The sequence below is a fragment of the Bartonella callosciuri genome (genome assembly GCF_014203215.1).
Taxonomy (GTDB): domain Bacteria; phylum Pseudomonadota; class Alphaproteobacteria; order Rhizobiales; family Rhizobiaceae; genus Bartonella; species Bartonella callosciuri.
Window position 1 is genome coordinate 432,027 of sequence record NZ_JACHIM010000001.1, and the last position, 17,683, is coordinate 449,709.

Genomic DNA, 17,683 nt, shown 5'->3' on the forward strand with positions numbered 1-17,683 from the left:
TATGTTGACACTTTTTCACTCTCCTCTATCTTCTGCCTCCCGCTTCATACGCCTCATTCTTGGAGAATACGGTGTAACCATTCAACTGATTGAAGAACATGAATGGGCCAGAAGACAGGAATTTCTCGCCCTCAATCCCGCTGGTCATGTCCCTGTTCTTCTTGATGAACACGAAGTTCCATTATCAGGAGCCATTGTTATCTACGAATATTTAGATGAAACATATGGGAGTTTACGACAAGAGAACAAATTCTTTCCGGAAAACCCTTTAGGCCGTGCTGAAGTCCGCCGTCTCAATGACTGGTTTTTAAATAAATTTGAAACTGAAGCGACGCACCATATCGTACGAGAACGAATCTATAAACGTGAAATGCCACTCGCCATTGGTGGTGGCGCCCCTAATTCACAAATTTTACGCAATGCGCGCGCTAATATTCCACCACATATGAACTATTTAAATTGGCTGTGCGCATCTCGCGACTGGTTAGTCGACTCTGAATTATCCTATGCAGATCTGGCAGCTGCAGCTTCTATTTCTGTACTTGATTTTCTAGGAGAAATTGACTGGGAACAATATCCCGCCGCCAAAGACTGGTATATGCGAATTAAATCACGGCCTTCTTTTCGCTCTCTTTTAACAGATCGCATTCGGGGAATTGTAGCGAGTCCTCATTATACAGATCTTGACTTCTAAACATCTTTCCTGAAAAATTAAAACAATCTTAACATCACAGAAAATAGACTTCTCATAAAATCTTATAAATTTTTATAAAATATTTAGGAAGGCTTTGACTTGTAAAGATAGTTTATCATTTTACAGCTTAAATTGCCTTCAAATACACCAATATTTTCTCCTTTCAACTCTATCTTATGATGAATCATAAAAGTTGTTTTCTTGCACATTATAAGCAGAATGAGCATATGGATAAAAACCGTTTAAATGGATAAACTTGAGCAATATTGGGAGCCAGAAAACAGAATGATACTACGGCTTATCATTCTACATTTTACCCAAGACATAAAAAACCTTTTGCGTAACACGCACATTGTTTACCCTATAAAGCGAAGAAAGGTATTTCTCATCATGCGCTTCTATAAACTGGCACCCCCTTTCATATAACGAAAAAAGCAAAATTTTCCTCTATAGAAAAAAGAACCGTTGGAAAGAAGAAGAGAATTTGCCTATACTACAAGAAGTAAAGTGACATAAGGAGAAAAATATGCGTCTTACAGTTGTTGGTGCCAATGGAAAAATGGGACGCGAGCTCATTACAGCTATTCAGCGGAGGAAAGACGTAGAACTTTGTGCTGCACTTGTGCGTGAAAGATCGTCGTTTGTAAACAAAGATGCCAGCACATTGATTGGTTCAGATTCTCTTGGTGTTCGCATCACTGATGATCCCGAAAGCGCTTTTTCTAATACAGAGGGTATTTTAGATTTTTCTCAACCACAAGCCAGTATTCTTTACGCCGACTATGCTGCTCAAAAAGGTCTTGTGCATATTATTGGCACAACGGGATTTAACAAAACCGACGAAGAAAAAATTGCAGATTTTGCGAAATATACAACGATTGTCAAATCTGGAAATATGAGTCTTGGAGTAAATCTCTTAGCAAACCTTGTAAAGAAAGCAGCCAAAGTATTAGAGCCTGATGATTTTGATATTGAGATTTATGAGATGCATCACGCGGACAAAGTAGATTCCCCTTCTGGAACAGCTCTTCTTCTCGGACAAGCCGCAGCCGAAGGTCGCAATATTATACTCAAAAATAACAGCATTAGCGGACGCAACGGTCATACAGGTAAGCGTAAAAAAGGCAATATTGGCTTTGCCTGTTCACGAGGTGGAACAGTTATTGGCGATCATAGTGTCACTTTTGCCGGCCCAAATGAGCGCATCGTTCTTTCACACGTAGCGCAAAAACGTTCTATTTTTGCCCATGGTGCATTAAAAGCAGCTTTATGGGCAAAGAATCATAAAAATGGTCTTTATTCAATGCTCGATGTTTTGGGATTGAACGATGAATTTTAAACAGTCAATAAAGACAGGAATTTTATAATGGGACGCACACTTATACTCATCCGTCATGGACAAAGTGAATGGAATCTCAAAAATCTTTTCACGGGTTGGAAAGATCCTGGTTTGACAGAAAAAGGTCATGCAGAAGCAATAGCAGCAGGAAAGAAACTTAAAGCAGCTGGTTTAAAATTTGACATCGCTTATACTTCTACCTTACAGCGCGCGCAAAAAACAGCACAGCACATTTTAGAACAAATGGGACAATCGAATTTGCAATTGGTCAAAAATCCAGCATTGAATGAACGTGATTATGGAGATCTCTCTGGTCTAAACAAAGATGAAGTGCGTCAACAATGGGGGCAAGAACAAGTGCAAATATGGCGCCGCTCCTACGCCACTGCTCCCCCTAATGGAGAAAGCCTACGTGATACCGGTGCACGCGTTTGGCCCTATTATATTTACCATATCCAACCACATATTCTGCGCTCTGAAACTGTTTTGGTCGCAGCACATGGCAACTCTCTTCGTGCTCTTATTATGGCACTTGAAGGTCTAAACGGCGAGGAAATTATATCTCAAGAAATAGCAACCGGCATTCCTATTATTTATACATTTAACTCTGACTCAACAATTTCATCAAAGAAAATCATCACCCCTTAAGTTTCCAAAATGACATTAGAAACAAATGGTTAAATTCAATATTTTAAACTGAAAGGATAAATTTTATAATTTTATTGACAGAAATGCTTCACAAGCTTAGATGAACTTTATAGCCCAGATGGCGGAATTGGTAGACGCGCAGGTTTCAGGTACCTGTGCCGCAAGGCGTGGAGGTTCGAGTCCTCTTTTGGGCACCATTTTTTCTTTAACATACTGAAATATATAAATTTTTCTTTAATTTGCTATTTTCAAACCACCCTTTAGACCACCTTCTATAGTTTATAGAATCTTACCTAAATTGTTCTTATTTGCTCCTTATTTTTCTTTGGAGTGAATGCCAAGATCTCTTTTTTCTCTACTTTACTGCTCTCCCTAGCTTATAGGTTGAGGCCCCCTTAAAGGACCCAATTGCGCGTCGTTGTTGTTGATACACTAAAAAGCTGTGCACATTCACGAGTTGTGGATTTATATATAGCGCCTCATTATATGAATAACCAAAAAAATCATTATATCTAAAAAATTATTTACTTTACGAAACTCGATATGCAAATCAAACAGACAATAATCTGGCAAAATAGTACAAGGAACCAATGCATAATCATCGCAATTTAATTTGAGCTTCAAGATATCAAGATCAATAAAATTTAACATAATTCTTGAGGTGTTATGGTAATTGCTTAATGATTTAGGAATTTTTAATAATTCTAATAATAAGTTCTGAACGGCGGATGGTGAAATATTATTTAGTTTTTTTGTTTAATGATAATAACTGGGTATCAACAAGTATTCCTACTTTTTCTAAATTACCAGTAGTTCTTGAGGAAAATGGTATAGCAAAATCTATACCATCTAGATTATAAAAAACTTGAATGAATCAATATAAATTAAGGTAGAGAATAAACTTGCTTTATTTAAACACGCATATTCCATAATATTATGCTAGCTCTTTTTCGTTTATACGAATAATCCAGCCAGCGCATGCAAAATCTTGATGACTGTTCTTAAGAAAAGGAACGTAGGTTTCAATATGCTTTTTTTATTTGAAAGGAGGCATGCGGGATTATCGTATATTCGTATATAATGTATTCAAGAACTGGCTTAACAGCTTGGTTATTGCATAAAGTGGAGATTTTTCTATCAATTTACTAACAGACCCACCATCTAATAAACTATGATGAAACTGTAGTTTTTAATATTTGCTTTCTAGCTCTTCATAAATACCAGCAACAAATAGTAAATTGTCAGTCATATCAAAAAAAATTTTCACTTGTCCAAATTGGATCTATGATAGATGCTTTTTTTGAGACAATTATCCTGAAAATCATAAAAGGAAGAAAATCTTAGCGAGTCAATTAAAACAATTATATTTGTAATAACTGATTTCAGCTTTTCTATATCAGTATTAAAGGGGATTAGCCAAACTTCCTTAATTGTATAGATTGGTTGACCATATTTGCGTTCTGCTGAAAATAATAGATTCTCTTGTAGATTAGCAAAAAAAAGAGTTCATAGCTAAACCACTATGTATTTATTGGAATAAACTTTAAATTCACCAAAGTTTATAAAACCCAATTTTTTATAAATGCCAATTCCCTCGTTAGATGCTTGCATACCAATAACATTGACATTTCTTTCTTTTTAAATGCTCAATAGCAATTTTGTCATTAATGTCCCAACATCTCTTTTCTGAAAATCTGGATTGTTGACAATATCATACACTCCACCAGCTCCATCTGCTTTAATACAAAAACATATCGCTACAGGATTATTGTTTATATAACCAACAGAACATATCTACATTAGGATCTTTTTTATAACAGCCACTTATTGTTTCATAAAATATTATAGCCTCCTCATCAAAAGGCTCGAATACTGACGCCATAACATTTCCATAATCTATAAAATCTTGAAGTGATCAACTTCCTTGATTTTGAAGTTATCCAGCATAAAAGTAACATGTGAGTCTATATCTTGAGCTAAAGCCGCCATTTCCACCTCTGTTTCAACATGCTCTAAGCCGATAGATAAAAGAACTTCACCGACATTATAATGAGACGAATGAGGTCCAACCCACCAAGCTAAAGGTAGTTTCTGTGTATTAAAGGAATCGATTATGGACTTTGCTTGGTCTACATGTATAGTTTCTTGTAAATTTTTAGCAGAGATAATATTGAATGTGTCTTGAAGCAAATGTTGAATTAACAGAAGATACTCTATTTGAAAAATCAACAGCCTTCATTTTAGGGCATAATTTCGGTAAAATGTACCTTTTAAAAAAGTTATTCTCTAACGATAAGTCGATTTTTGATTTGTTTAACATTTACTCTCTTTGTAATTACTCATCATTTTAAATTGATCTTTTAATACTGGGGCTGTAAAAAAATCCGTCAGCTCAAAAGTAATACCAAATTCTTTTAAATAAGCCTCTATAACCTGTAAGGCCGCAAAAGATCCACCACCCATACTAAAAAATTATCCTCGGGGAGGATATTGTTGCTCTGCAACATAAGAAACCCATGAAAGTGTTTGGACTGATATTTTTCTTTACACAAGCTTGCGCTGTGGTTACGCCGTTCGCATTGGTTGGAAAGATACCAAAAATAATATTATCCACCTCAAAACAGAAAAGAGCTAATTTAAAACAGCTGTTTTCTCCTGATTTTGCCTGAATTAGCAAAAACTCTTAAAATAGATCCTATTTGAGATGAAACATTCATTTGCGGGAAAAACGGAAATAAGCTCATTAAAAAAAGTTTTAGCAACCTTTTTCGTGAAGCATGTAATGCGGCAAATGCTAAAAAATCAGCGCATGGATTGAGAAAATTAACTGCAACACGTGCGGCTAATGCAGGGGCTATAGTTTCACAAATGAAAGCACTTTTCGGGCGGACCGAGGATAAAATGACATCTTTTTATACCAAAACAGCATACAGAAAACGACTAGCAATAGAAGCAATCAAAAATCTTCAAAAAGGTTCAGGATAAATATAAAAATAAGTTAAAAGAACCAACGGAAGCAAAATTCCCGAATTTTTATATAATGTACTGTTTTTATTGAAAATGGCGGAGAGGAAGAGATTCGAACTCTCGAGAGCCTTTTGAGCCCTACTCCCTTAGCAGGGGAGCGCCTTCGACCACTCGGCCACCTCTCCAAAAGAGTGCATAAATGGTATCAATAGAAAGTTCAAGACATTTTCGATTTTTTTCAAAAATATCTAAATTTTTTTCATTGATCCAATCAGACAAAAATAAACAAGTAAAAATTGTGCTTTTTTTGCCACATTGCCATGAATAGTATGCGAATATCCTTCAAAAAGACAATTTCACATTGGTATATCTAAAAAAGATCAGTATAGCTAAAATCGTAAATATTGCGTATCTTATACTGTAATGAGTTAGAAAAATTTTTCTAATAAGAAAAAAGGACCTTTTACGGGAGATCCATTATGAAGATTAAATTCCTCTTTTTAAGTTCTACAGCAGTTTTTTTAGCAGTTTCTGGAGTGCAAGCAGCTTCAACACTAACTGCAAAATCAGAGCCTGGAAAATATGTTCGTGTTTGTGATGCATATGGTAAAGGATATTTCTATATCCCTGGAACAGAAACATGCATACGTCTTTCAGGAAATCTTCGTGCTGATTTTCTAGGCGGTGACAACATCGATGCAACGACCAATGCCGAATTAGAGAACAAAAGAGAAACCTATGACGCAACATCACGATTAACCCTTGTTTTCCAAACTGCTTCTGAAACAGAATTAGGAACACTTCGTTCATATGCGCGAATCTACTCAGAATGGGCGAATGGTAAAGCTGCTCGAGGTGGAGAACTTTCAGCTGCTTACATTGAACTTAGTGGTTTTCGCGTAGGTCTTGATGACACTATTTTCAACAGTTGGACTGGTGGCTATGGCAATGTTATCAACTATGATAGCATAGCGCCAGCAGGAAACATACGCACCAATTTTATTTCTTACACCTTTAATGGTGATACTGGCTTCTCTGCTATTCTCGGTGCTGAATTAGGCAATGCTAGCGCTCTTACCCCTACCCCAAAGACATACTATTATGTGGATAAAGATGGTAAAATTTCTCTTGTCCCTAACGATATTCTTCCAAGTAAAGGAATCAAAAACTACACTCCCAATCTGGTTTTTGGTGTAAAATTTATGCAACAATGGGGTGGTTTTTCAACAGTTGCTGCTTATGATTCTTACTACAAAAAATGGGCAGGTAAAGTCCGTCTAGATTTCAATGCCAACGATCATTTAAACCTATGGATGATGGGTGGTTATAAAAATAACCTTGATTACTACACGATAGATGGAAACAATGCTCTATCGCGGCAAAATACAACCATCTATGCAAACTGGGGAGGAAAATGGGCTGCTTGGGCTGGTGCAACTTACAAACTCACTCCAAAAGCAAATTTAAACGCTCAGGTTTCTTATAGCACTGTAAAGACCTTTGCAACTTCTGTAAATATTGCATACACGTTGGTTCCAGGCTTCGTAATTACTCCTGAGCTGACTTATGTTTCTTGGAACGATGATAGCACTTTCAAAAACACAAGTGGGAATACAACATACACACATGCTCTGAATGGAAAAAGTGCTTTTCAAGGTAGAATCCGTCTTCAGCGCTCATTCTAATTTTCCGAGTTCTATTTTTAGAAACTGGCGGCATATGTCGTCAGTTTCTAATTTTTTAACGTCATTTATGACGATCATGGTATATTACATGATATCTATTTTTCAGTCATCTCTGATAACGAACCACTTACTTTGTAAAAGTATCTCAAGAAAATGCACAAAGTGAATGTTGATAAGGATAGTTCACAAAGTTTTCCCACATCATTCAAGTAATTTTGACTTTGATCATCAAGAAATTTGTCATCAAACTGTGCAAATATACCCTCGGAAAAAATAAAAACGCACTCGATATATCTTCAAAGAATCATAGAAATATTCTTAGTAAAATGCACAGTGATAAAATAAATAATGGAATTTTATAACTTTAGTATTTTTATAGTACATTAAAAAAACGCGCTTAAGAACAAAAGTAATGTATAATTTTTAAAGATTTTAAAATAGCACACCTCTCTTCTTCGCAATTTGCACGCCTGACTTGCTTTCTTCTTTCAATTGTTTCTGAAAGCTGTCTGCACACCACAAGCGAAAAACCATAATATGTACTTTTTTCTTCCAATGATTATGATAAGCAATTGAGCATCACGCCTCTCTTTTTCACGAAATTTTAAAGCACTACTCTTTTTACCACACTGCATACAACACGTTAATTTTACGTGTCTTTGTTTTCAGGAGAACAGGAACAATAAAAAAGTAGAACTTTAAATCGCTTCTGCAAGCTAAAGAGCTTTTTTCTGCTTTCTTCCATACACGCCTTTACATGCAATTTTCTTCTCACCATAAATGACTTTCTTGCATATAAAATACATGAACTAAGAACCAAAGAAGGCCATTAACAAAAGAGAATGCACATATGGTGATACACGTATTTTAATTAAAACATGTTAAGCATTGGACGAAAAATATTTATCTACCAACGCATAGATAATCGCTGCTGTTTCAACATCCAAAATTCCATCATAATTTTCTTGACGAAAATGAAGTTGAAATGCCCGGATCAAATTCTTATATCCAACTTCAGTGCATGCAACCGAAATATCATATCCATAACATTTTAGCTTAGCCAAAACTTCCGCTTTGGATGGAAAACTCTTACAAAATTGCTGCTGATAATGATCCTTTAGTTCATCATCATACCACGCCCCTATGCCCGCCATATAAAGCTCTTTCCACGGGAAAGCAGCCCCTGGATCACTCTTTCTTCCAATGGCAATATCACTGTGGCCAACAACATCGGTTGGCATAATATCTGGATATCTTTGAAGAATATTTAACGCGAGTTCTTTGACGGCATCAATTTGTATTGGATTATAAGGAGGAAATATAAAGCCCTCATTATTATCAGTAACTAAATTAACTGTCTCAAGCTGCAAAGCTTTACCACTCACCTCACAGCCCTCAGTCCATAAACCAATACCAGCTTGCAATTCAGCTTCATCTTTATTCTCCGGATTTAAAATACGCGCATCCTTTAAAGCTGCTTCAGTGTATGTTTTTTCTAAAGAATCAGAATGGCCACTCGCTAAATTAACGATTTCAATTCCAATAGAGGTATCATTTATATTAGTGCGTCCAGCCCATGAACTCACACCTGCATGCCATGCACGCTCGTTCTCATCAACCAGATTAAAGATGCGCATATCCTTAAATCCTGCCTCAATATACGTTTGATCTGATGGATCTGGAACAAGATAATGAGCACTCACCGCTACCCCTGTAAGCGCTGTGATCGAACTCTTAAAATCAATTGAGGTGTAATGCATTATAAGAAAACGAACACGATGATTAAAACTTTTGACAGAACGATAGCTATTGTAATCAATCTGATACATAGAAATTCTTCCTTTTTATCTCATTTATGCAAACCATTGCGCATCACAACAAGCCTTACACACAATGAACATTGAAGCTACTTTTGAAAATTTGAAAGACATTCCAATATCAAGATATAGCCACCTTTAAAATTATGTAACCAAAAACACCAAAATTATAACAAAAACTCAGAGTTCACTGCAAAGCCTCTACACACAACTAGCTTAGTGATTTTGAGAACATTAAAGCACCACAAGATCATCGATTTTCTCAAACGAATACCTCAAAAATTGTCCGTCAAACAACACATAAAAGCACAGAAAGACGGTAGATCAAATTCACACTTTGCAAGAAAAAACAGCCCTTTCTCTTACCAACTAAAACACCGGGCATCGTTCCTTCGATTGCACAACCTTACAAAAACACAAAGCCACTGAGAGGTAATTTTATGAGAACTTTGTGTCAATTTAGTGACGATCACATGAACAACGCAAATTTGTGATTAACCCTTCATTGGCATATTTTTCAACAAAACTTGCTAATTTTTCTGTATATACCCCATATAACTGAAGCTTCTCTTGTTATTTTCATCGAATCTCCCATGAGACCTCCCCCTCGTCTTTTAATCCACATGCTGGAAATTTTTACCTAAACCAAAATAAACTTCCAAGGGTAATTTTTTTCATCCCTCACAATATAATTCGTGCCACATACAACACCCATATGCGTATAGTTTTTAGCAAAAACTCTATAAATCCTTGTTATAAAAGAAGGTAATGTAAGCCTCTAATTCAAAAAATATGCTGTACAAAATCTAAACAACAATATCTGCATTTTTTCTCTAGATCCCTTAGATTAGAATATTCCTAACTGATAAAACTAAATTTAACCATCAGGATAGAGGATCATACAAATATCCCACAAGTACAAAAACAGAAGTCGAACTCTTTCAAAAGCATTTAGCCGTATTCTAATATTGGATAAAACCAATTACTTTAGTGTAAAAAATCTAAAGCATTAAAAGAAAACTGTTGTTTTAAACTATACCACCCAGTTCCTTGAAAAAACCACGGTCAGGATGAAACCGTTACGCGATAAAAAGGCAATGGCAGCGATTAGATATTGCACCGGATAAGAGCAATACACATCAAACATTGTTTTCGGAGACGACAAAAGTACTCGACAAGCTCACTGGTACGAGGCTTGACAGGTATGCGCTGTTTTTTTCTCTTCTGTGGGGCAAGCTCTCTTTTTTCTTGACCTGAGATCGCCCACACAATCCCTTTCGTTCTTGGAAGACTCTTTAGAACACAGTGAGAAAAGTATTCCCCTGTATCGCTAGACTCAATACAAGCACGCAAAAAAAATCTATCATGCTATCCCGTCTTCCTTTCAAACCTTTATAAAGAGTTATCCAAGATATTTCCTTCAATATAGTTTTCACGAATAAACGCAAAGAACGCTTACAAACGCCTATAAGAATCGGCAGGCATCAAACCAGATGTATTATTGCTGTTGTTTTACTACATGTTTAATAAAACGCTGGAACATCTTTCCAATTTCATATCTGATATGTTTTGCGTTTTATAGCGTTATTTTATCAATAAAAGGATGCAGTTTAACTGTTGCTTGTAAATAAAACCTATTCTAACACTCCTGCATGCCTAAAACAAAGATTAAAACGGTTCAGTACTTTTTCAACTGCCTTAGCTTCTATATCCTACTTAGCATGAAAATATTGCATCTATCTGTTTGGATAATTTTTGATAAAAGAACACAGTCTCATCTGAGAAAAACATGAAATTTCAAAGGTAAAAAACAAAATTCATCTTGAGCATCTTTTAAAATTCGGCTTTGCGGTTTTCAAAAACATTCACAGCAATATCTTTTAAAGAGTGAAGATTGCCGCAATACTTCCTGTTTTTATTTTTTGCGTTTTTTAATAGAACCCTTGCTTGAGAAAGATAACACGCCATTATGCTGCCCATTCACAACCTTTCTTTAAAGAGATATCTCTCTTTGCTCCCAATCCTATTCCCTAATATCACTCAAATGGTATAATAAAACAATCATTTTTATAGGATTTCTAACTCCCTAAAGAGTATCATTTGCTTCTCTCTGTTGGCAAATATCTTTTTAAAACCAACCAAGCTGCACATTCCTGTAAGACTGCGCTTAAAAGTAGCCGCGTATAGGGAAAAGTTATACGGTCATCATCATAGCCTTTCATCCGTACAGTCATTGTGGCATGTCCAAGACTTTCTTTCTGCTTTTCTAATGTCTCCAAAGAAGGTGCTAAACTAACCTCGGCTTCAAGTTGTGAAACATCCTCTGTGCCTTTTTCTATTGCTTGAAAATATTTTAAAAGGTGTGGATCATCAGCAGACCAATAAACCTCAAGGTGCATTGCTAATTGTTTACAAGCAGTGGTAATTTCTGCACCAACCAAGTATGGACAAAAATAATTTTCAAGTTCTTCAATCAAATGCTGTGCCAAAGACGTTGATGATTGACCAACCAGTTGCACAAGAACATAAGGGCTTTTCCATAAAAAGTGTCGTTCGAATGGTTCATTGGCGAAATGATCATCAACCCAATGAGCAATAGTACTTTCATCGATTCCAATCAAAGTCCACGCATATTGCGTGCGCGATACAGAAGAAAACTTTTTCTCACCATGCTCTAAATAATCTTCTAAAAGCGCAAGAGCTTGCGTAGGCGGACCCAGGCAAAACAACAAGGGAACTCCCACAACAGGAGAGATAAAAACCAGGTGCTGTGCCCGTGAAATTATCGAGCACTTTTGCTGTTTCAGGAAACAACGCCTGACGTGCATTGCTTTTATCAGGCACAATATCTAATCGCTGCCATTGACCTTTTATCGTTTGCCAAACAGCTTCATGGTGAATCAACGGTTTTTGCAATTGCATCTCACGTGTTTTATCATCATATGTCGGACCCAATCCCCCACTGATAACGATAAGATCTTCTTGCCCAAGACAAGCAGTCACTGTCTCACTAATTTTCTGTAATTGATCAGCGCAAACAAAATGACGTGTGACTTGGATATTTCTTTTTGCTAAGCTTTGACTTAAGCCTTGTAAATTCGTATTTAAATATTGTCCTGAAAGAAGTTCATCACCAACCGTAATAATCGCGGCACGACAAACAGAGATAGGGTTTGCGAGAGAATTGAGAACGGCTTCAGCCATTTGACGTGTAGAGGCTCCGCCCCCTAAATCATAGGTAACGGTTTTTTCAGTGCGAATAACATGATCAACACTCTCAGACAATTGTTGCGCTGCATCTTTAAAACCTAAATGGTCTAAGAGAAAAGCTGTACTATAAAGCATAGCAGAAGGATTGGCTTTATTCTGTCCAGCAATGCGCGGTGCACTGCCATGAATAGGTTCAAAATAAGCAATTTTGCTTCCAACGTTCGCGTTCGCACTAGCCGCAAGGCCCAATCTGCCCATTACTCCAGCAGCAAGATCAGCGAGAATATCGCCAAATATATTTTCAGCAACAATTACACCAAACTGCTCTGGCTTCGTTGCGATCCACAAAGCAACTGCATCAATATTATGAATATCTGCTTCAATTTCTGGATAATTTTAAGTAATGGTCTCAAAGATGTCTTGGCAAATTGGCCACTCTCCCGCATAATATTTGGCTTGTCAGCAAAAGTAACCGCTTGAAACTGTGTCTGCGTGCATAAGAAAAAGCATATTCAAACAACCGCTCTAAACAAGATAACTCTAGTCTTTTGTTTTTTCATCTTAAAAAAACAAAAGATATTATCGACAAACATTCTATAAGCTAGTCTTTAAGGAGTAACAATGATATTTCTTATAAGAAAAACATGACCATTTTTAAAACTGCACAAAGTACTTCAATCCCTCACATTTCTTTAAATTTTCTCCTACAGTCGAACAAGAAGACATTTATAAAATGACCGATAACCTATTTTAGTGAAGAAAAAAAACTTCATGACAAATTGTAAACAAGATAAGCATTACATACCATCGCATAAAACAGCCTTGTAGTACAAATCCCTTCTCCTTACTTATTTTCCATAGACCATTTATCTTTTCCAAAATTCATATTCTCAGTAAACTGAATCTAGACTAAAGTTCCATAAAAAGATTTTCCACTATGATAATCTCGATAGGTAATGCTAGCATGACAATCAGCGCCTATTTTCGGTGTTTTTTGTCTATTTTTGACGCAAATCGGTCTATTTTGGAACATAATGAGTAAAGAGGCATTGTATCTCCAGCATTCTAGCATCATTCAAGGAGATAAAAACATGGAAACCCGCATTCCTGAAGACACACCATTCGATACCCATTTTCTAGGTGAAACATCCCTAGAGACAGAATACCCCTTTTTCCACCCCCCTATTTCATGGTCCGCAATCTTTGCTGGACTAGTGACAGCTCTCGCCATCTCGATCTGCTTGTCTTTTCTGGTTGCAGCGTTAGGCTTAAACCAAATGGATCTCACCTCTTCAATTCCTCTTAAAGGTTCTTTCCTCTCTTTTGGAATTGGCTCTCTTATCGTTACACTTATCAGCCTTGCATTAGGAGGTTTTGTTGCCGGACGTTTTGCAGAATCATCAGGAATCCTTCATGGCTTTTTAACCTGGGCTCTGCTAACACTTCTTATGACCATCCAAGCCATCTACTTAATTTCAAGTGCAACAAGCTTGGGCACTAAAGTTGCTGTAGAAAACACTTCCATGATTCAACAAGGCGTGTACAACCTTAAAGCAAATCTCGGCCCTCTTCTTTCAAAACTAAATGGCGAAAGCTTTGAAAAGTTTTTGCATGAGAAAAAAGATCATGGTGTCGACTTTGATAAATTGCGGAATGAATTACACACACTTCTCAATAAAAGTGAGATTCCTGCTCTTAATCCTGACCGCTTAAAACAATCTTATCAGGCAGCTCTCAAAGATATTGGATCCACGGTAACAGCTTTTAAGAATGATCCTTCTCAATATCGCACATATCTGAAAGATCTCAGTGACCGTCTTTCTAATCATGCACAAGCAATTACGACAAAGTTTGATAAAAGCGACATCATAAACGCCCTTATGAACAATGGCATGACACGTGCAGATGCACAAACAACTGCCAACAATGCGCTTTATCTCTACCAAACAGCAGAAGTAAAAACTCAAAAAGCCATCAAAGCTCTTGAAGAACAGACTGAAACACTCTCTAAAAAGCTTGATGACACCATAAAAGATATGCGCCATACTGCCGATAAAGCTGTTACAAAAGCATCACATATGGGATGGTGGGGTTTTTTAGGGAGCCTGCTTGGCGCCATTATTTGCAGTGTTTTTGGCTATTATGGTTACAGAAGCCGTAAGGACTCTTTTAAGCTTTAAAATTTTTAACGCAAAAAACATGAAAATGATAAAAAGCTGTACACTCTGTGCAGCTTTTTTTACAAGTTTTTTTGAAACCCATTTTATCCTGCTTTGTGCTATTATTTTCAGTGTTTTTGCTCTTATAGTTATGGAATGGCAACTTATAGAAAAGCCAAACGACACACAATCATTTCACAAAACACCCTCATGAAGGTTAATCTCCCTTACTATTTTCTTACTCACTTCTCCTTGTAACCCGCAAATAAATAAAACAAAACCATCTCGTAAGCATTGAGAGAACACCTTACCTATCTACCCCGACAATACCGATACAAAGTCTCTTGCAATTCAAAATTAAAAGCAAAATAAACGAATGATGAGGGCATATTGCGCCCATCTCTCCCCTGAAAATCAATAATCCTTGAAGAGAAAAATCTATAATGATAAAAATAGAAAGGAAGAGGTTCTCATCTCCCACATTATGGATCATCCAACCCATTTCTTTTAACAAGCACACATAGGGCTTTACACCGTCTACCGTGCATTCTCAAAGAAACTAACAGAAAAATCACACGTATTCTGTTGTTATCATAGCAAAAGTTAATGGCATTCTCAAAGCTTTCTAGGAATCTTCTCAAGAAAACCAATCCTATATCCTCTCAAGAGAGCAAGCGATATTTTCAATCAACATTGTATTTGGATAAAAATAAAATCCATGCTAAAGTACAGTGGATGCTGATCTTTTTATTTTGATTATCATTAATTTTTATCAACTATAAGGGGGGGAGATATATGAGTATTTCACTTAATAATGTAGAGAATGTTATTGAATTGGCTGCTGATGAAGTTGTGCCAATTTTAGCTGCCACTAAATATGCTCAACGCGAAATCATACAAGTTTGTAAAATAACCATGATGGATGGTATGGATGCTTCACATGAAGCTCAATAATGTGTGATTGATGAAAATCTGCTTATAAATCCCAATTTAAAAAAGTTAAGCGTGTTTAATTGGCATGTTTGAGTTATCTTCTGAAGATTTTTCTCAAAAAATTTGGGCTAAGCAAACAGCTGAGTTATCAATTTCAAGCATCCCTTTCCATGAAAGGGATGTTTTGTATGCTCTAAGACAAGACATTCTACACCCTTGTAAACCTCTTAGCTCTTAATCCTAAATCCAAAGTAATAACAGTGATTAATAGGGTACGCACGCCACATCCTCTTGCAAACTTTCTTGTTTTGGATACGGATAAAACTATAGAAGGCTATACTGCCCGCGTTAACCAATATGCTGAAGGAAAAAAATAGGCGGTCAATGTATTATGGGTTATATGTCGCGACTCCTGTTTTGTGGGATGTGGCAAAATAGTTGGCAGATCAATTAGCATATTCTTCAGTTTTTAGGTCCGGTGGACGTGTGGATATTGACTACTTTATCGGTCGATATTTTTCTATTCATGTTGGGGCCCATGTGGATCACGCGCATAATTTTGGCTTTACCCTCCCAGATGATAAAACAATGTTTGCATGGCCTAGCACACGAAAAAACCTCCAAGGGCTAATAAAATATCCTGAAGATGAGAAACATAAATCCACAGCAATTGCGCTGCAAAACTGTACAGATCATGTTGCCTATTTTCCCTATGACGCCTTCCATGTTGCCGAAACGGGAAAAAATGTTGCCGCAAATGTCAATATTGCTTTTTGGGAAACGGCAAACGATGCGCAACATCATAGAGAATATGTCACACATTTGCTCCATCTTGATGATCAAACACGACATGACGTATGTGCATCAGGAAGAGAAAATTTAAACCCTGATAATGCTTTTCAACTCTCCGCGCTAAACACCGCAATTGCAAACGGCACCTTAAAACGCTATATGTTTGTTTCTCAATTAATTTATGATACAAGTTCACGTTTATGCGTTGGTCACCCTCTTGTTAACATCTCTGAAATTGAGAGTGAAATCACTCTTTGCGCAACCGCTCCCTTCAATGGGTCCCTTGCTTAAAACAAAAGAACTGCTCATCGCAGCAAACGGGCATTGCACCAGTTTTGAATATAATAATCATTTACACAGCTTCCTGTCTCAACTTTCATCGGGAGAAAAAATAGACATAGCGAAATTAAATGATAAACTACATGATCCAGCACAGGAGGAAATTTTAAAAACTGTAAAAGCTTTAGCATCTTGGGGAACGCTGTGACAAAGAAAAAATCCATTATTCTCACCCAAATGAGACTTTTCTTTGTTTTGGCTCTTAGCAGCTTTGCCGATGAAACAGCGCAAGTTACATTTGCTCTACACTTATTAGCAGGGAGCACAGCATCTATTTCAATGCTCCTTTTTGCAGGGCCTTATCGGCGTAATTTGTGCCGGACCAATTGCATCGCGCCTTTTGCATCGCTTAAGCACTGCTCGAACAGTCCCTGTTGTTTTATTGTTTGAAACGATATTGATAGCCACAGCTTCAATCGTCAACCAATTCTGGTCCTATATTGCCATTTCTTTCGCACTAGGCTGTGCTGGATCAATCTTTTGGTCTGCAATCCTCGTTGCCGTCCCCGAATTTGCAAAGACTGATCAGCAATTAGACCGTATAAACCCTAGTATCCAAACAGTCCGTAATCTTGGTTACATCGTCGGTCCCCTCTTAAGAGGCATTTTGTATGGTTTGTCAAACGGGCAAAAAGGATTGCTTGTGCTTTCAATTGTAGTTCTCTGTGAAAACTGCATCACCACCTTTTGTTTTAAAAGTTTAAAAACGCCTTCAGAACCGACAAACACAGCCCAGCAAAGCAAAAAAAGGGCTAGATTTAACGGGTCTCTTGCGTAAATGTTGTCTATGCTCTTGCTCCCCTCATTATCACGATCATCCTTACCTCTGCTTTCAACGTCTTATCGATTGTTCGTATCCGCACCGATCTTAACTTAAGTGCTGAAATCTATGAGGTGATTGCAAGCCTGATAAGTCTAAGCAATGCTGCTGGAGCAGCATTAGCTGCAATAACCATTGGTTTTGCAATTTTCTGCTTTTCCCTCACGCACATTGTATGGCTCATGTCTTTTACGGAAGAAGTCTTTGCGAGCCATACCAGCATTCTCAGAGGCTATCTCTAAGTGCGTTCACGTGCTTCTCCATTTTGTTCTGCTTTCAT

The 17,683-nt window shown here is 37.0% G+C and carries 13 protein-coding genes, 2 tRNA genes and 3 pseudogenes; 11 read left to right on the top strand and 7 right to left on the bottom strand.

The window, feature by feature from the left end; all coding sequences use genetic code 11:
• The first annotated feature begins 1 nt into the window (after position 1).
• The 4 genes from HNQ69_RS01880 to HNQ69_RS01895 all read left to right on the top strand — a co-directional run bounded on the left by HNQ69_RS01880 (position 2) and on the right by HNQ69_RS01895 (position 2,878).
• Entirely contained in the window at positions 2 to 694 is a 693-nt protein-coding gene (locus HNQ69_RS01880) for a glutathione S-transferase family protein (RefSeq protein WP_183228399.1), read from the top strand.
• A 526-nt stretch (positions 695 to 1,220) separates the two neighbouring features.
• Entirely contained in the window at positions 1,221 to 2,033 is an 813-nt protein-coding gene (gene dapB, locus HNQ69_RS01885) for a 4-hydroxy-tetrahydrodipicolinate reductase (protein ID WP_183228400.1), read from the top strand.
• A gap of 27 nt (positions 2,034 to 2,060) precedes the next feature.
• Entirely contained in the window at positions 2,061 to 2,681 is a 621-nt protein-coding gene (locus tag HNQ69_RS01890) for a 2,3-bisphosphoglycerate-dependent phosphoglycerate mutase (protein ID WP_183228401.1), read from the top strand.
• Positions 2,682 to 2,793: 112 nt separating this feature from the next.
• Positions 2,794 to 2,878, top strand: a tRNA-Leu gene (locus HNQ69_RS01895).
• A gap of 96 nt (positions 2,879 to 2,974) precedes the next feature.
• Here HNQ69_RS01895 and HNQ69_RS07755 read toward each other — a convergent pair.
• The 3 genes and pseudogenes from HNQ69_RS07755 to HNQ69_RS01905 all read right to left on the bottom strand — a co-directional run bounded on the left by HNQ69_RS07755 (position 2,975) and on the right by HNQ69_RS01905 (position 5,144).
• Positions 2,975 to 3,154: pseudogene (locus tag HNQ69_RS07755) on the bottom strand (helix-turn-helix transcriptional regulator).
• Positions 3,155 to 4,577: 1,423 nt separating this feature from the next.
• A complete protein-coding gene (locus tag HNQ69_RS07760) occupies positions 4,578 to 4,910 on the bottom strand; it encodes a hypothetical protein (RefSeq protein ID WP_246348454.1) in 333 nt (110 codons plus the stop codon).
• A gap of 84 nt (positions 4,911 to 4,994) precedes the next feature.
• The gene (locus HNQ69_RS01905) at positions 4,995 to 5,144 is read right to left on the bottom strand and encodes a hypothetical protein (RefSeq protein ID WP_183228402.1); all 150 of its coding nucleotides are present in this window, start codon (positions 5,142 to 5,144) and stop codon (positions 4,995 to 4,997) included.
• A 49-nt stretch (positions 5,145 to 5,193) separates the two neighbouring features.
• Between HNQ69_RS01905 and HNQ69_RS01910 the strand changes: the two are divergent.
• A pseudogene (locus HNQ69_RS01910) lies at positions 5,194 to 5,666 on the top strand (tyrosine-type recombinase/integrase); the annotation flags it as partial.
• 76 nt (positions 5,667 to 5,742) lie between these two features.
• On the opposite strand, the gene HNQ69_RS01915 reads toward HNQ69_RS01910, so the two are convergent.
• A tRNA-Ser gene (locus tag HNQ69_RS01915) sits at positions 5,743 to 5,833 on the bottom strand.
• A gap of 294 nt (positions 5,834 to 6,127) precedes the next feature.
• On the opposite strand from HNQ69_RS01915, the gene HNQ69_RS01920 reads away from it, so the two are divergent.
• Positions 6,128 to 7,333: a porin gene (locus HNQ69_RS01920; protein WP_183228403.1), complete on the top strand. Its 1,206-nt coding sequence runs from the start codon at positions 6,128 to 6,130 to the stop codon at positions 7,331 to 7,333.
• A gap of 881 nt (positions 7,334 to 8,214) precedes the next feature.
• On the opposite strand, the gene HNQ69_RS01925 is transcribed toward HNQ69_RS01920, so the two are convergent.
• The 3 genes from HNQ69_RS01925 to HNQ69_RS08305 form a co-directional block, all read right to left on the bottom strand.
• Entirely contained in the window at positions 8,215 to 9,162 is a 948-nt protein-coding gene (locus HNQ69_RS01925) for an N-acetylmuramoyl-L-alanine amidase (RefSeq protein WP_183228404.1), read from the bottom strand.
• A gap of 2,084 nt (positions 9,163 to 11,246) precedes the next feature.
• Positions 11,247 to 11,882, bottom strand: coding sequence for a hypothetical protein (locus HNQ69_RS08300; protein WP_425486669.1), 636 nt, complete (start codon positions 11,880 to 11,882; stop codon positions 11,247 to 11,249).
• A complete protein-coding gene (locus HNQ69_RS08305) occupies positions 11,815 to 12,708 on the bottom strand; it encodes an isocitrate/isopropylmalate family dehydrogenase (RefSeq protein WP_425486670.1) in 894 nt (297 codons plus the stop codon). Before HNQ69_RS08305 ends, HNQ69_RS08300 begins: the two co-directional genes overlap by 68 nt.
• 743 nt (positions 12,709 to 13,451) lie before the next feature.
• Between HNQ69_RS08305 and HNQ69_RS01935 the strand changes: the two genes are divergently transcribed.
• From HNQ69_RS01935 to HNQ69_RS01950, 5 genes and pseudogenes are all read left to right on the top strand, one after another.
• Positions 13,452 to 14,540 carry a YrzE family protein gene (locus HNQ69_RS01935; protein WP_183228405.1) on the top strand — a complete coding sequence of 363 codons (1,089 nt, stop codon included), beginning with the start codon at positions 13,452 to 13,454 and terminating at the stop codon, positions 14,538 to 14,540.
• A 774-nt stretch (positions 14,541 to 15,314) separates the two neighbouring features.
• On the top strand, positions 15,315 to 15,473 hold the full coding sequence (locus HNQ69_RS01940; protein ID WP_183228406.1) for a hypothetical protein: 159 nt from the start codon (positions 15,315 to 15,317) through the stop codon (positions 15,471 to 15,473).
• A 417-nt stretch (positions 15,474 to 15,890) separates the two neighbouring features.
• On the top strand, positions 15,891 to 16,535 hold the full coding sequence (locus HNQ69_RS07765; RefSeq protein WP_246348455.1) for a hypothetical protein: 645 nt from the start codon (positions 15,891 to 15,893) through the stop codon (positions 16,533 to 16,535).
• The gene (locus HNQ69_RS07770; protein ID WP_246348456.1) at positions 16,519 to 16,731 is read left to right on the top strand and encodes a hypothetical protein; all 213 of its coding nucleotides are present in this window, start codon (positions 16,519 to 16,521) and stop codon (positions 16,729 to 16,731) included. The genes HNQ69_RS07765 and HNQ69_RS07770 overlap by 17 nt, the downstream gene beginning before the upstream one ends.
• A pseudogene (locus tag HNQ69_RS01950) lies at positions 16,728 to 17,588 on the top strand (MFS transporter); the annotation flags it as partial. The gene HNQ69_RS07770 and the pseudogene HNQ69_RS01950, both read left to right, overlap by 4 nt.
• Positions 17,589 to 17,683 lie beyond the last annotated feature (95 nt).